The organism is Streptomyces sp. NBC_01012 (genome assembly GCF_045162755.1).
GTDB lineage: Bacteria > Actinomycetota > Actinomycetes > Streptomycetales > Streptomycetaceae > Streptomyces.
The window spans coordinates 4604292-4619306 of sequence record NZ_CP108688.1; the positions used below are offsets into that span (position 1 = coordinate 4604292).

Genomic DNA, 15015 nt, shown 5'->3' on the forward strand with positions numbered 1-15015 from the left:
GTTGTCCGCACTGGTGTATACGCTCACTCCACACGTCCGATCCACGCCCTCCGGGAGCAGCGCATGCACGGCTACGGCAATCCGCCGGAGCGTCGCCCGTCCTCGTCCACACTGGTCACGCTGCGCGTGGTCTTCGCCTCGCTCACCGTACTGAGCTGCGGGTTCTTCGCCTGGGCAGCCATGCTGCGGCTGGCGATCGTCACGCGTAGAAAGCGAGACTGGTTGTTCTTCGGGCTCGTGCTGATGCTGAACATCGGGTACATGGGATTCTCGCAGGTCGCGGGCGAGATGCTGGACACCCTTGAGAAGGGCGAGCCGGCGGCGGGTGCCGAGGGGGCTGCGATCGCGCTCTGGATGACCGTGGTCGTCGTCGGCTCGGTCGCCTACTACCTGTACGCGGACATACGGCACTACGCCTCGGGCCGAGGCCGCCCGTCGACGGGTCCGCTCGCGGAAGGGCCGCAAGCAGGAGCGCAGAAGAGCCCGCAGGTCAACCCGTACGCGAGCCCGTACGGCGCCGGGCAGCCGGGGGCAGTGCCCGGGTTCGGGCCGGCCCCGGACCCTCGGACCCCGGGATACGGCTATCCGCCGGCCCCGCAGCCGAGCTCCGCGCCGACGCCGCCCACGTCCGCCCAGCCCGGGCCCTCCGGGCCCGCCGAGGCGCCGAGGGCCGCCCCTCAGCGTCTCGACCAGGTGCGCGCAGAGCTCGACGAGCTGAGCGACTACCTCCGCAAGGAGGGGGGCGGTAAGTGAACGGGCGTGTCATCGCCGGGCGTTACCAGCTGGCGACCATCCTCGGCCAGGGCGGCATGGGACAGGTCTGGACGGCCTACGACCAGCGACTCGACCGCAGGGTCGCGGTGAAGCTGCTGCGCCCGGACCGGGTCGCGGGTCCCTCCGGCAGCGACGCCACCGAAGAGCTGCGCCGCAGGTTCGTCCGCGAGTGCCGTGTCACCGCGCAGGTCGACCACCCCGGTCTGGTCGCCGTCCACGACGCGGGGAGCGACGGCGACGACCTCTACCTCGTCATGCAGTACGTCGAAGGCGCCAACCTCGCCGACCATCTCGCCGAGCAGAACCCCTATCCATGGCCCTGGGCCGTTTCGGTCGCCGTCCAGCTGTGCGCGGTACTCTCCGCCGTGCACGCCGTGCCGATCGTCCACCGCGATCTGAAGCCCCGCAACGCGATGGTGAAGCCCGACGGCACCCTGACGGTGCTCGACCTGGGGATCGCCTCCGTCATGGACACCGACACCACCCGGCTGACGCACACGGGCACACCGATCGGCTCACCGGCCTATATGGCGCCCGAGCAGGCGATGGGCGGCGCCGTCGGCCCGTACACCGACCTGTACGCCCTCGGTGTGGTCCTGCATGAACTCCTGTGCGGCGACGTGCCGTTCTCCGGGGCCACCGCCCTGGGCGTCCTGCACCGCCATCTCTACGAACCGCCGCCCCCGCTCAGGCAGCTCAGGTCCGAGGTCCCCGAGGAGCTCGAAGCGCTCGTCCTGCGGCTGCTCTCCAAGGACCCGCAGGACCGCCCCCGCTCCGCCCAGGAGGTCTACGAATCCCTGCGGCCCCTGCTCCCCGCAGGCGGCACACCGGGCGGGCCGCTCGACCCGACCCGCCCCTTCCTGCGCCCCCAGGCACCCTGGCCGGACAGGCCGGCCCCGCCTGCGCCGACACCGGTCCCCGCCCAGTGGGAACCCACTCAGCGGGACATCCAGTGGGAACCGACCCCGGTGGAACCCGTCCAGCGGGAACCCGCCGCGCAGGCGGCCAACCCGAAGGAACCCGCCACCCATCCGCCCGGTCAGCCGACGGAGCCGCCCGCCGACCGGCCCGATGTCGCGCAGGCCGTCGACGACGTGAAGCGGCTGCTCGGCGAGGGCCGCATCACCCAGGCCGTCGACATCCTCGGCGGGATCCTCCCGGCCGCCGCCGTCGAGCACGGCGAACACTCCCCGGTGGTCCGCATCCTGCGCAAGCAGTACGCGGCCACGCTGATGGACGACGGGCAGTACCGCCGGGCCCTCCCCGAGCTCCGCCGCCTCGCCGACGACCGCGCGGCGGAGGCGGGCCCCGGCGACTCCCGGACGGTGGAGTTCCGTTACGACGCCGCGCAGTGCCTCGAACAGCTCGGTGAGACGGCCGCCGCACTCGCCGAGTACCGCGCCGTCCTCCCCTACTACGAAAACGGCTACGCGGCGGCCTCCGGCCCCGGCAGAGCCTTCGACATCCGCCACCGGATCGGGCACCTCCTGCTCGGGGTGGGCGATCACGCGGCGGGCCGCGCCCAGTTGCAGGCCCTGCTGTACGACACGGAGCGTGTCTACGGCCCGCACCACCCGCTCCCCACGGAGCTCCGCCGACGGCTCGCCCACCACCAGGACATGCGCCGCTCGGCGTGAGGGGGAGTTACAGACGCCCGATCAGGGGGGATTCGGGAGGGATTTCGTCCGCGACCCCGCACCGGCCGGTCCGGAAATCGTTGGTCGAAGCGGTGGCCCGAATCACGTCCACTGCCTAACATCGATCACCGCAAGGCTTTGTGCACTGATGCACAATCTCCCCGGGAGGCTCCTTTGCACCGCCGACGTCGCACCGCGCTCGCCCTCTCCGCCGCCGCACTCCTCGCGGCTCCGCTCCTGACCGCCTGCGGCAGCGAGGCCCATCCGGGCGCCGCGGCCGTGGTCGGCGGCGACCGGATCGACGTGGCCACGGTCCAGGCGGAGGCGGCCGACGTCCGCAGCGCGCAGCAGGACTCCGAACACTCCGAGCAGCTGGTGAACAAGTCGGGCCAGCTGGCCCGGGTCAAGCTGTCCGGCCTGATCTTCGGACGGGTCCTGGACCGCGCGGCGAAGGACGCCGGGGTGAGCGTCAGCCGTAAGGAGATCCAGGAGCTCCGCAGCCAGGCCGCCGCTCAGTCCGGCGGGGACGAGGCGGTGCAGGCGGGCATGCTGGAGCAGCGCTGGGTGGCGCCCGGCCAGATCGAGGCGAGCCTGCGCCAGGAGGCCCAGCTCCAGAAGCTGGCCCGGAAGCTCGGCGCCGACCTGCAGAGCCCCGCCGGGGTGCAGGCCGTCGGCGAGAACCTCACCGAGGCGTCGAAGGCGCTGCACATCGACGTCAACCCGCGCTACGGCAGCTGGGACGACCGGAAGGTCCAGCTCAGCACCTACAAGGCCCCGTGGATCACCCAGGTCACCCCCGTCCAGGGACAGGACCCGGAGGCGGACGCCTGACCCGGCCCGCCCGGCGGTAGGTTCGGGTGGTGAACACTCAAGACCCCGGCCGTATCGTCCTGCTCACCGCCAGCCACCGGGTCGCCCCCGGTCTGCTGTCCTGGCCCGCCTGGCAGACGCTGCACGCCGCCGACCGGGTGCTGTGCGCCGAGCCCGGTCATCCCCAGCTGCCCTACCTCCGGGAGGCCGGGGTGGCCGTGGAGCACACCGCGCCGTCGGCCGACGAGTTGGTGGACGACTGCGCGGGCGGCAGGACCGTGGTGCTGCTGGTGGGCGGCGAGGGCGATCAGCGGCTCACCGACGGCCTGGCCAGGCTCGGCGGCTCGGGCCGGGTGCAGATGCCGGACCTGGAGCTGCTGCCCGGCTCGTACGACCTGCCGGGTGCCAGGCTCCTGGACCTGGTGCAGGTCATGGACCGGATCAGGCTCGAATGCCCCTGGACGTCCCGGCGGACCCACGAGGGCCTCGCGAAGTACGCCATCGAGGAGGCGTACGAGCTGGTCGAGGCCATCGAGGACGGCGACCGTGAGGAACTGCGCGAGGAACTCGGCGACGTACTGCTCCAGGTCGTCTTCCATGCCCGTATCGCGCAGGAGGACCAGGACGAGCCGTTCGGCATCGACGACGTCGCGGCCACGATCGTCGAGAAGCTGATCCATCGTCATCCGCATGTGTTCGGCGACGAGACCGCCGAGACCCCGGAGGACGTCCACGCGCACTGGCTCCGTACGAAGGCGATCGAGAAGCAGCGCGCGTCGGTCACCGACGGGGTGCCGATCGGCCAGCCCGGTCTCGCGCTCGCCGCCAAGCTCGGCAGCAGGGTGCGTACGGCCGACCTCGACGCCCCGCTCCCGGAAGGCGAGGGCGTCGGCCACCAGCTGCTCGCCATCGCCGTACAGGCCGAGCGGGACGGCACCGACCCCGAGGCCGCTCTGCGGGAGGCCGCCCGCGCCTACCGGGACGCGATCCGGACGGCCGAGGGCCTCGACGGTCCCGGGACCGCTTCCGACGGCGTCGAGGAGTGAACGGCTGCCCCGGGAAGACCCCCGCACCCGACCCCGGAACCCCACCCCCGCCCGCCCCCGAGCTCTTCACCTGGGAGTTCGCCACCGACCCGTACCCCGCCTACGCCTGGCTCCGCGAGCACAGCCCCGTGCACCGCACCCAGTTGCCGAGCGGTGTGGAGGCCTGGCTGGTGACCCGTTACGCCGATGCCAGGCAGGCACTCGCCGACACCCGGCTCTCCAAGAACCCGGCTCACCACGCGGGCTCCGCGAACGCCAAGGGCAAGACGGGCATTCCGGGCGAGCGCAAGGCGGAGCTGATGACGCATCTGCTGAACATCGACCCGCCCGACCACACCCGGCTGCGCCGGCTCGTGTCCAAGGCGTTCACCCCGCGCCGGGTCGCGGAGTTCGCGCCGCGCGTGCAGGAGCTGACGGACCGCCTCATCGACTCGTTCATCGAGGAGGGGAAGGCGGACCTCATCCATGACTTCGCGTTCCCCCTGCCCATCTACGCGATCTGTGACCTGCTGGGCGTGGACCGCGAGGACCAGGACGACTTCCGCGACTGGGCCGGCATGATGATCCGGCACGGCGGCGGGCCGCGTGGCGGGGTGGCCAGGTCGGTCAAGAAGATGCGCGGCTATCTCGCCGAACTCATCCACCGTAAAAGGGAGAATCCCGGCGACGACCTGATCTCCGGACTGATCCGGACGAGCGACCACGGGGAGCACCTCAGCGAGAACGAGGCGGCGGCGATGGCCTTCATCCTCCTTTTCGCCGGCTTCGAGACGACGGTGAACCTCATCGGCAACGGCACGTACGCGCTGCTGCGCAACCCCTCGCCGCGTGAGCGCCTGGAGCGTTCGCTGGCCGCGGGGGAGACCGGGCTGCTCGCCACCGGCATCGAGGAGCTGCTGCGCTACGACGGTCCGGTGGAGCTCGCGACCTGGCGTTACGCCACCGAACCCGTGACGCTGGGAGGGCAGGACATCGCGGCCGGGGACCCCGTCCTCGTGGTGCTGGCCGCCGCCGACCGGGACCCGGAGCGATTCCAGGATGCGGACACCCTGGACCTTGCGCGGAGTGACAATCAGCACCTCGGATACGGGCACGGCATCCACTACTGCCTGGGGGCGCCGCTGGCCCGGCTGGAGGGGCAGGCAGCCCTGGCGACGCTGCTCGGACGCCTCCCCGACCTGCGGCTCGCTGCGGAACCTGCCGATTTGCGCTGGCGCGGCGGGCTCATCATGCGTGGACTGCGCACACTTCCCGTCGAGTTCGCTCCCGGGGATCGGATCGAGAAAGGTGACAATCGGTCAACTCTGTGACTTCGGCGTGATCTCCGCTGCATCGACTTGTGACACACGTTCGAGTACGGCTAGGTTCACGGTTCGACTCACCCGTCACATGTCAGTCACACGGAAGGCAATCCCATGGGCTCCGCGACCGGCAGACACCGCCGCCCTCGCCAGGCACCCGCCATCGTCGTCGCCGCAGGCGTCACAGGGTCGGCGATTGCCATCCCGCTCCTCAGCGCCGGTGGCGCTCAGGCCGCTGACGCGTCGACCTGGGACCGGGTCGCCGAATGCGAGAGCGGCGGCGTGTGGAGTGCCGACCTCGGCAACGGCCGCTACGGCGGTCTGCAGTTCACGCAGGACACCTGGTCGGACTACGGCGGTGGGGAGTACGCGCGCCGCGCCGACCTCGCCAGCCGCTCGCAGCAGATCGCGGTCGCCGAGAAGGTGCTGGAGGACAAGGGCCCGCAGGCGTGGGCCAGCTGCGCGGTGATCTCCGGGCTCGCCCTGGACGGGGCGCTGCCGGGCGTGGACCCGGGCGACGAGGCCTCCGCCGACCCCTCGGACACGGCGACCCCGTCCGAAACCCCCTCGTCCGAGGCGACGGACCCGGCGGAATCCGCGGATCCGTCGGACGAGAAGGGCGGTTCCGGCGACTCGGACAGCTCCGACGCGAAGGACGAGGCGGGCAAGGACGCTTCCGGCGACGCGACGGACGAGGACAGCGGCTCGGACAAGGGTGACGGAGCGGGCGCCTCGGCGTCCGCGACCCCGTCCCCCGGGGCCACCGGCTCCTCCGGCGCCTCGAAGGGCGACGGGGCGAAGGCCGGCAAGCACCGCGGCACCCCGGCGCCCGAGGCGGGCGCGGAGCGGGGCGACGGGCGGGAGTCCGGCCGGCACGCCTCGCGCGGCGAGTCCGACGCGCGTCAGGACGCCGAGGGGACGTACACCGTCCGCGAGGGCGACAACCTGTGGGCCATCGCCGAGGCGCAGGACCTCTCCGGCGGCTGGACGGCGCTCTACGAGGCCAACAAGGACGAGCTGGGCTCGGACCCGGACCTGATCCTTCCGGGACAGAGCCTGGACCTCCTCGGCCTCAACTGATCAAAAGCGGGAAAACACCCCGAAACCAGGGGTAGTTCAGAGACCTATGTCCACTTATGCGTAAGTGAGACATGGGTCTCTTTGCTTCAACCGGTGCGCCCGGTCCGTCCGGTCCGTCCATTTCGGCTCCGACCTGCGAAAATGATCCGCCTGGCCGGACCGGTACGGGCTGATTGGTCGTTATGTCCATCTTTGAATGTGAGGGTTGCGTGTGTTTACGGTCGGAGCCGCTCGCACCGCGGGCACCTTCGACCGTCACGCCGAATCCTGCCGTCGGCCGAAGGGAACCGACGCGTAAAGCGCCGTAGGCAGGAGCGGGGGACCCAGGTAAGCGCCGGACTCGGCCGTCGGAGGACGGGCGGAGTGCGGCTAGGGGTGAAGTCGTCCGCGAGTAGGGCGACCGGGCACACTCACAGCCCGAACCCGACAGCTCACCTCGTAGGCGTCGGTGAGGAGAACCATGCTGCTTTCCAGCAAGGGCAAGCACCGCCGCCCGTCCAAGGCCGTCCGTGTCGCCACCCTGGCCGGTGTCGCCGGTGCCGCTGTCGCCGTCCCGCTGATGGGCGCGACCGGCGCCTCCGCCGCTTCCGTCGACACCTGGGACGCCGTCGCCCAGTGCGAGTCGGGTGGCGACTGGTCCATCAACACCGGCAACGGTTACTACGGCGGTCTGCAGTTCTCGCAGTCCAGCTGGGCCGCCGCCGGCGGTACGCAGTACGCCGCCCGCGCCGACCTGGCCACCAAGGACCAGCAGATAGCCGCGGCCGAGAAGCTCCTCGACATCCAGGGCCCGGGTGCCTGGTCCTGCGCCGGAGCCGGCGGGCTGACGAACGACGGTGTGGACCCGGGCGTCGACACCGGCTCCTCCGCGAAGAACGGCGACACGGACCCGCAGGCCACCCAGGAGCGCACGACCGAGCAGCCCACCACGCGCAGCGAGAAGCGCACCGCGCCCGAGAAGACCGTCACCACGCCGACCGGCGACAAGGTCGAGAAGGGTGACGGCGAGTACAAGGTGAAGGCCGGCGACACCCTGAGCAAGATCGCCGAAGCGAAGAAGGTCGACGGCGGCTGGGAGAAGCTCTTCAAGCTGAACGACGACATCGTCGACGACGCCGACCTGATCTTCCCGGGGCAGCAGCTCCACCTGAAGTAGGCGAGCGGCTCCATCTGAAGGAGCCGGAAACAGCCCGGGGTGCTCCTCCTGCCCCGGAGACCCGGCCCGGCGTGCTGACCCCCCGCACGCCGGGCCGACGGTCGCTCGCCGTAGAATTTTTTGAGCTTTGCCCGAAATGTGGATCCTTGGGTCCTTTTTCGTCCCAGGAGACGGGCGCACGGCCGACGGAGCGCCATGAGCCGGTTAGGCTCGTGGCGCAAGGCCACAGTGACCCTGCACAACCAGTGTCAGATCCCAGAAGGAGATGCCTCGTGCCGTCCATCGACGTCGTCGTAGCCAGGGAAATCCTCGACTCCCGGGGTAACCCCACGGTCGAGGTCGAGGTTGGCCTCGACGACGGCAGCACGGGACGTGCTGCTGTTCCGTCCGGCGCCTCCACCGGTGCGTTCGAGGCCATTGAGCTTCGCGACGGTGACCCCAACCGCTACCAGGGCAAGGGCGTCGAGAAGGCCGTCCTCGCCGTGATCGAGCAGATCGGCCCGGAGCTCGTCGGCTATGACGCCACCGAGCAGCGTCTCATCGACCAGGCGATGTTCGACCTGGACGCGACCGAGAACAAGGGCTCCCTCGGCGCCAACGCCATCCTCGGTGTCTCGCTGGCCGTGGCGCACGCCGCGTCCGAGGCGTCCGACCTCCCGCTGTTCCGCTACCTCGGCGGCCCGAACGCGCACCTGCTGCCCGTTCCGATGATGAACATCCTGAACGGCGGCTCGCACGCCGACTCCAACGTGGACATCCAGGAGTTCATGATCGCGCCGATCGGCGCCGAGTCCTTCTCCGAGGCCCTGCGCTGGGGCGCGGAGGTCTACCACACGCTGAAGAAGGTCCTGAAGACCAAGGGCCTGTCCACCGGTCTCGGTGACGAGGGCGGCTTCGCCCCGAACCTCGAGTCGAACCGCGCCGCCCTCGACCTCATCCTCGAGGCCGTCAAGGAGGCCGGTTACGTCCCGGGCCGCGACATCGCGCTCGCGCTCGACGTCGCCGCGTCGGAGTTCTACAAGGACGGCGTCTACGAGTTCGAGGGCAAGTCCCGCTCGGCCGCCGAGATGACCGAGTACTACGAGGAGCTCGTCTCCGCGTACCCGCTGGTCTCCATCGAGGACCCGCTGTACGAGGACGACTGGGCCGGCTGGAAGGTCATCACCGACCGGCTGGGCTCCCAGGTGCAGATCGTCGGTGACGACCTGTTCGTCACCAACCCCGAGCGCCTGTCGCGCGGCATCGAGGAGGGCTCGGCCAACGCCCTGCTCGTGAAGGTCAACCAGATCGGTTCGCTGACCGAGACCCTGGACGCCGTCGAGCTGGCCCAGCGCAACGGCTTCAAGTGCATGATGTCCCACCGCTCCGGTGAGACCGAGGACGTCACCATCGCCGACCTCGCCGTCGCCGTGAACTGCGGCCAGATCAAGACCGGCGCCCCGGCCCGCTCGGACCGCGTCGCCAAGTACAACCAGCTGCTGCGTATCGAGGAGATCCTCGACGACGCAGCGGTGTACGCCGGTCGTTCGGCGTTCCCGCGGTTCCGCTACGAGGGCTGACGGCCCGAGTCCGGAGCACCAGCCTCCGTCCGTCCCCGCATCCGGTCCCGTACCGTGTGCGGGGACGGACGTGCGTAACGGGGAGGCGTGAGACATGGCCGGGAAGGACCGCGACCGGTTCTCCACCGCGACCAGGCTGCGACTGCTCGGTGAGCAGACGGCGGCCCGTGTCTACCGGTCCCAGAGCCGCCGTCAGGCCCGGCGCTCCAGGCTCACCGGGCGTGCGGCGTTCCTGGCGCTGATCGTCTGCTCCCTGGTGGTCGCCCTCGCGTACCCCATGCGGCAGTACATCTCCCAGCGCGACCAGATCGCGGACCAGGAGAGGCTCTCCCGGCAGGCGCACGAGCGGACCGAGGAGCTGCGCGACGAGAAGGCGCGGCTCAAGGACGACGCGTACATCCGGCGTCTCGCTCGCCAGCATCTGCACTACGTGCTGCCCGGCGAGACCGGATATACGGTGGTCGACCCGGACGCCGCAGAGGCGCGTAAGGGTGAGCCGGGGGCCACGGACCGGCCCTGGCACTCGAACCTCTGGGACGGCGTGGACAGCGCGGACCGTGAATGACCCCGTGCCCGCGCCGGGTCCCGACCCCGTACCGATTCATACAGTCCGACCGATGACATTCAAGGCAGGCATGGACACGCCCCCTCCGCAGACCGAATCCACCGAGCCGACCGCCGAGGACATCGCCGCGTTCGAGCTCCAGCTCGGCCGGCCGCCGCGCGGTCTGCGCGCCATCGCGCACCGCTGCCCCTGCGGTAACCCGGACGTGGTCGAGACGCAGCCCCGTCTGGAGGACGGCACGCCGTTCCCGACGACGTACTACCTGACGTGCCCGCGTGCCGCGTCCGCGATCGGCACGCTGGAGGCCAACGGCGTCATGAAGGAGATGACCGAGCGCCTCACGACGGACCCGGAGCTGGCCGCCGCCTACCGTGCCGCGCACGAGGACTACATCGCGCGCCGTGACGCCATCGAGGTCCTGGCGGGCTTCCCGAGCGCCGGCGGCATGCCGGACCGTGTGAAGTGCCTGCACGTCCTGGTCGGCCACTCGCTGGCGGCGGGGCCCGGGGTCAACCCGCTGGGCGACGAGGCCATCGCGATGCTGCCGCAGTGGTGGGCGAAGGGCCCCTGCGTCAATCCGTGCGGCTCCGGCGCCGAGCCCGACGCGTCCTGACCCGCCCGCGCGGTACACGTACAACTCACAGGAGTCCCATGACCCGCGTTGCCGCCATCGACTGCGGTACCAACTCCATCCGTCTGCTCGTCGCCGACGTGGACCCCGCGACCGGGGAGTTCGACGAGCTCGACCGGCGGATGCGGATCGTCCGGCTCGGCCAGGGCGTCGACCGGACGGGCCGGCTGGCCCCCGAGGCGATCGAGCGCACCCTGGAGGCCTGCCGTGAGTACGCGGCACGGATCGAGGAGCTCGGTGCCGAGCGGATCCGCTTCGTGGCCACGTCCGCCTCCCGCGACGCGGAGAACAGCGACACGTTCGTCCGCGGCGTCCTGGACGTCCTGGGCGTCGAACCCGAGGTCGTCACGGGCGACCAGGAGGCGCAGCTCTCCTTCGACGGCGCGACGAAGGAACTGGTGGGCGCGGACCACCTGGAGAAGCCGTATCTCGTCGTGGACATCGGCGGGGGCTCAACGGAGTTCGTCGTCGGTGACGACCGGGTCCTCGCGGCCCGCTCCGTGGACATCGGCTGTGTACGCATGACCGAGCGTCACCTCGTCGTGGACGGGGCCGTGGTGGACCCGCCCACGCCCGACCGGATCGCCGCGATCCGTGCGGACATCGGTGCCGCCCTGGATCTGGCCGAGGAGAGTGTGCCGATCTCGTCGGCGGCGACGCTCGTCGGCCTGGCGGGGACGGTCACCACGATCGCCGCGATGGCACTGGGGCTGGCGGAGTACGACTCGGAGGCGATCCATCACTCCCGGGTCTCCGTGGAGCAGGTCAGGGAGATCACCGCACGGCTTCTCGCGTCGACCCACGAGGAGCGCGCGGCGATCCCCGCGATGCACCCCGGCCGGGTCGATGTGATCCCCTCCGGGGCGCTCGTCCTGCTCACGCTGATGGAGCGGACCGGGGCCCGTGAGGTCGTCGTCAGCGAACACGACATTCTCGACGGCATCGCCTGGTCGACGGGCTGATCACCGCGCGGGTGCGGGCGCGGTGAGGCGGCGCTCAAACGCATTCCGGCCTGCACTTCTGAGCTGATGGGAGCCCCCTTCGGACCCGTCCGGAGGGGGCTTTCGCGCGGCGCTCCGACGAAGTTCGTGAACTTCTTCACAAGGAATTCGGCCCCTCCGGACGAAGTTCTTCGCTCCGAGGGCCGCGCGGGGCCCCCGGAGGTGCGTACGGGGGTGCTGCGGGAGAGTTTCGGGGGTGTGGCGGGGGTGTGTCCTGGGCGGGTGGTTCATCTTGCCCGGGGGCTCAAGGGCCAGCTCACAGGCGGTGGGCAACGTTCGCCGGGGCGTCGTGGTTCCCCGTTCACTCCATGACCTGGGTCACGAGGGCGGCAGAGTGTAGCAGAGGGTGGCGCATACCTTGTGAAGGGGCTCACGAGCATGCCCCCCGAGGGGGGTGGATACTCGATGGCATGAGCACCACGGAGCGTCCCAGGATCCTCGTTGTAGGCGGTGGGTACGTAGGCCTGTACGCAGCTCGTCGCATTCTGAAGAAGATGCGGTATGGAGAGGCGACCGTCACGGTCGTCGACCCGCGCTCGTACATGACGTACCAGCCCTTCCTCCCCGAAGCTGCTGCCGGCAGCATCTCGCCTCGGCATGTCGTCGTCCCGCTGCGACGCGTGCTGCCCAAGGCAGAGGTTCTCACCGGCCGTGTCACGACCATCGATCAGGACCGCAAGGTCGCCACGGTCGCGCCGCTCGTCGGCGAGGCCTACGAGCTGCCCTTCGACTACCTGGTCATCGCGATGGGCGCGGTCTCCCGTACCTTCCCGATCCCCGGCCTCGCCGAGCAGGGCATCGGCATGAAGGGCATCGAGGAGTCCATCGGTCTGCGCAACCACGTACTGGAGCAGCTGGACAAGGCCGACTCGACGACCGATGAGGACGTCCGCCGCAAGGCGTTGACGTTCGTCTTCGTGGGTGGCGGCTTCGCCGGTGCGGAGACCATCGGCGAGGTCGAGGACATGGCGCGCGACGCGGCCAAGTACTACACGAGCGTGAAGCGCGAGGACATGCGCTTCGTCCTGGTGGACGCCGCCGACAAGATCCTTCCCGAGGTCGGCCCGAAGCTGGGCGCGTACGGCAAGGAGCACCTGGAGAGCCGCGGTGTCGAGGTCTACCTCTCGACCTCGATGGACTCCTGCGTCGACGGCCACGTGGTCCTGAAGAACGGCCTGGAGGTCGACTCCAGCACGATCGTGTGGACGGCCGGCGTGAAGCCGAACCCGGCGCTGGCCCGCTTCGGCCTGCCGCTCGGCCCGCGTGGTCACGTGGACACCTCCGAGAAGCTCCAGGTGCAGGGCACCGACTACATCTGGGCCGCGGGCGACAACGCCCAGGTGCCGGACATGGTCGGCCGCCGCGCGGGTAACCCGAACGCCTGGTGCCCGCCGAACGCCCAGCACGCGCTGCGTCAGGCGAAGGTGCTCGGCGACAACGTCATCTCCGGCATGCGGGGCTTCCCGCAGAAGGAGTACAGCCACGCCAACAAGGGTGCGGTCGCCGGTCTCGGCCTGCACAAGGGCGTCGCGATGATCGTCATCGGCAAGATGAAGATCAAGGTCAAGGGCCGCCTCGCCTGGTACATGCACCGTGGCTACCACGGCATGGCCATGCCGACCTGGAACCGCAAGATCCGGATCTTCGCGGACTGGACGCTGGCGATGTTCCTGAAGCGCGAGGTCGTCTCGCTCGGCGCCATGGAGACTCCCCGCGAGGAGTTCTACGAGGCCGCCAAGCCGAGCCCGGCTCCGGTCGCGGCCAAGGCCGACGACGACAAGAGCAAGTCCGGCGAGAAGGCCAAGGCCTCCTGAGGCCTCTCGTCCCGACCGTGCCAGGGTCCGCTTGCCCGGGCATCCGCACATGACCGTAGGGGTCGTCCGCCATCCGTGGTGCGGACGGCCCCTCCGGCGTTCCTGGACCCCTTGAAGTAGATGGTGGGTGCAGGTATTTTGCCGTTCCGTTGCCCGGCAACGGGATGGCGTGGATGCCGGACGGCGTTGACGCTGGTGTACCTCGCCGTGGCCCCGAGGTGTCGCGGCCCGGTTCGGATGCGTATATGCGAATTTAGGCACGTTCGGAAACACCACCACGGAGGTGTGCACCATGGCCGACGCCGCATCGCGGCTGACCGCTCTTGCCGAAGAGTTGCTGGGCGAACCCCTACCGGTCCGTATCCGGGCCTGGGACGGCAGCGAATCCGGGCCGCCGGGTGCCCCCGCCCTCGTCCTGCGCCACCGCCGCGCCCTGCGCCGGCTCCTGTGGAAGCCGGGCGAGCTGGGCCTGGCCCGTGCCTGGGTGGCCGGCGAGATCGATGTCGAGGGCGACCTGTACACGGCCCTGGACGCCCTGGCCTCGCTGCTCTGGGAACGCGGTGCCGACGCGAAGGACTCCGTCCACCCCGTCCGCGACCCGAAGGTCCGGGAGTTCGCGCGCGGGCTCGTCCAGCTGGCCGGCCCCTGGCCGCCGCCCTCACCGCCCGCCGAGGAGGTACGCCGCCGCAGCGGGCCGTTGCACACCAAGCGCCGTGACAAGGAAGCGATCAGCCACCACTACGACGTGGGCAACGACTTCTACGCGATGGTCCTCGGCCCGTCCATGGTGTACTCCTGCGCCTACTGGCAGGAGGGCTCCACGCTGGAGGACGCCCAGCGGGACAAGCTCGACCTCGTCTGCCGCAAGCTCGCGCTCCAGGAGGGCGACCGCCTCCTCGACGTCGGCTGCGGCTGGGGCTCCATGGCGCTCCACGCCGCCCGTGAGTACGGCGCCCGGGTCACCGGGGTGACCCTCTCCACCGAGCAGGCCGCCTTCGCCCGCAAGCGCATCGCCGAGGAGGGCCTCACCGACCGGATCGAGATCCGGGTCCAGGACTACCGGGACGTCAGGGACGGGCCGTACGACGCCATTTCCTCGATCGGCATGGCCGAGCACGTGGGCTCGGTCCGCTTCCGTGAGTACGCCGACGACCTCTACGCACTCCTGCGGCCCGGCGGCCGGCTGCTCAACCACCAGATCGCCCGCCGTCCGGAGAAGGACGAGTCGAACTACCGCATCGACGAGTTCATCGACGCCTACGTCTTCCCCGACGGCGAGCTCGCCCCGGTCGGCCGTACGGTCGGCACGCTGGAGGAGGCCGGCTTCGAGGCCCGGGACGTCGAGGCGATCCGCGAGCACTACGCACTGACCCTGCGTCAGTGGGTGGCCAATCTGGAGAAGCACTGGAAGGAGGCCGTACGGGCCACCTCGCCCGGACGAGCCAGGGTGTGGCGGCTCTACATGGCCGCTTCCGCGCTCTCCTTCGAGCACAACAAGATCGGCGTCAACCAGATCCTCGCGGTGCGCCCGCGCGACGGCGGCGCCTCCGCCATGCCGCTGCGGGCCCGTGACTGGACGGCGTCGGCGAAAGGCTGACCGGGGAAGGCGTGAACGGCTGACCCGGGAAACGCGTCAGGGCC

General features: G+C 70.5%; 13 protein-coding genes and 1 riboswitch. All 13 genes read left to right on the plus strand.

Annotated elements, in window-relative coordinates; translation table 11 throughout:
- Positions 1-63: 63 nt before the first annotated feature.
- Positions 64-753 carry a hypothetical protein gene (locus OG623_RS20825; protein WP_406148350.1) on the plus strand — a complete coding sequence of 230 codons (690 nt, stop codon included), beginning with the start codon at positions 64-66 and terminating at the stop codon, positions 751-753.
- A complete protein-coding gene (locus OG623_RS20830) occupies positions 750-2411 on the plus strand; it encodes a protein kinase domain-containing protein (protein WP_406148352.1) in 1662 nt (553 codons plus the stop codon). Before OG623_RS20825 ends, OG623_RS20830 begins: the two co-directional genes overlap by 4 nt.
- A 174-nt stretch (positions 2412-2585) precedes the next feature.
- Positions 2586-3242, plus strand: coding sequence for a SurA N-terminal domain-containing protein (locus tag OG623_RS20835; RefSeq protein ID WP_406148354.1), 657 nt, complete (start codon positions 2586-2588; stop codon positions 3240-3242).
- A gap of 29 nt (positions 3243-3271) precedes the next feature.
- Positions 3272-4267, plus strand: coding sequence for a nucleoside triphosphate pyrophosphohydrolase (locus OG623_RS20840; protein WP_406148355.1), 996 nt, complete (start codon positions 3272-3274; stop codon positions 4265-4267).
- On the plus strand, positions 4264-5577 hold the full coding sequence (locus OG623_RS20845) for a cytochrome P450 (RefSeq protein ID WP_406148356.1): 1314 nt from the start codon (positions 4264-4266) through the stop codon (positions 5575-5577). The genes OG623_RS20840 and OG623_RS20845 overlap by 4 nt, the downstream gene beginning before the upstream one ends.
- Positions 5578-5682: 105 nt before the next feature.
- A complete protein-coding gene (locus tag OG623_RS20850; RefSeq protein WP_406148357.1) occupies positions 5683-6648 on the plus strand; it encodes a transglycosylase family protein in 966 nt (321 codons plus the stop codon).
- 290 nt (positions 6649-6938) lie between these two features.
- Positions 6939-7108: riboswitch (cyclic di-AMP (ydaO/yuaA leader) on the plus strand.
- Positions 7109-7804, plus strand: a complete 696-nt coding sequence (locus OG623_RS20855; protein ID WP_406148358.1) for a transglycosylase family protein — start codon at positions 7109-7111, stop codon at positions 7802-7804. It abuts the riboswitch before it with no gap.
- A 272-nt stretch (positions 7805-8076) separates the two neighbouring features.
- On the plus strand, positions 8077-9363 hold the full coding sequence (eno, locus tag OG623_RS20860) for a phosphopyruvate hydratase (RefSeq protein WP_406148360.1): 1287 nt from the start codon (positions 8077-8079) through the stop codon (positions 9361-9363).
- A gap of 94 nt (positions 9364-9457) precedes the next feature.
- Entirely contained in the window at positions 9458-9928 is a 471-nt protein-coding gene (locus tag OG623_RS20865; RefSeq protein ID WP_406148361.1) for a septum formation initiator family protein, read from the plus strand.
- 70 nt (positions 9929-9998) lie between these two features.
- Positions 9999-10541, plus strand: coding sequence for a DUF501 domain-containing protein (locus OG623_RS20870; protein ID WP_406151937.1), 543 nt, complete (start codon positions 9999-10001; stop codon positions 10539-10541).
- Positions 10542-10579: 38 nt separating this feature from the next.
- Positions 10580-11521, plus strand: a complete 942-nt coding sequence (locus tag OG623_RS20875) for an exopolyphosphatase (protein WP_406148362.1) — start codon at positions 10580-10582, stop codon at positions 11519-11521.
- 449 nt (positions 11522-11970) lie between these two features.
- Positions 11971-13374: an NAD(P)/FAD-dependent oxidoreductase gene (locus tag OG623_RS20880; protein ID WP_406148363.1), complete on the plus strand. Its 1404-nt coding sequence runs from the start codon at positions 11971-11973 to the stop codon at positions 13372-13374.
- Between the two features lie 292 nt (positions 13375-13666).
- Positions 13667-14971: a class I SAM-dependent methyltransferase gene (locus tag OG623_RS20885; RefSeq protein WP_406148364.1), complete on the plus strand. Its 1305-nt coding sequence runs from the start codon at positions 13667-13669 to the stop codon at positions 14969-14971.
- Positions 14972-15015: the final 44 nt, after the last annotated feature.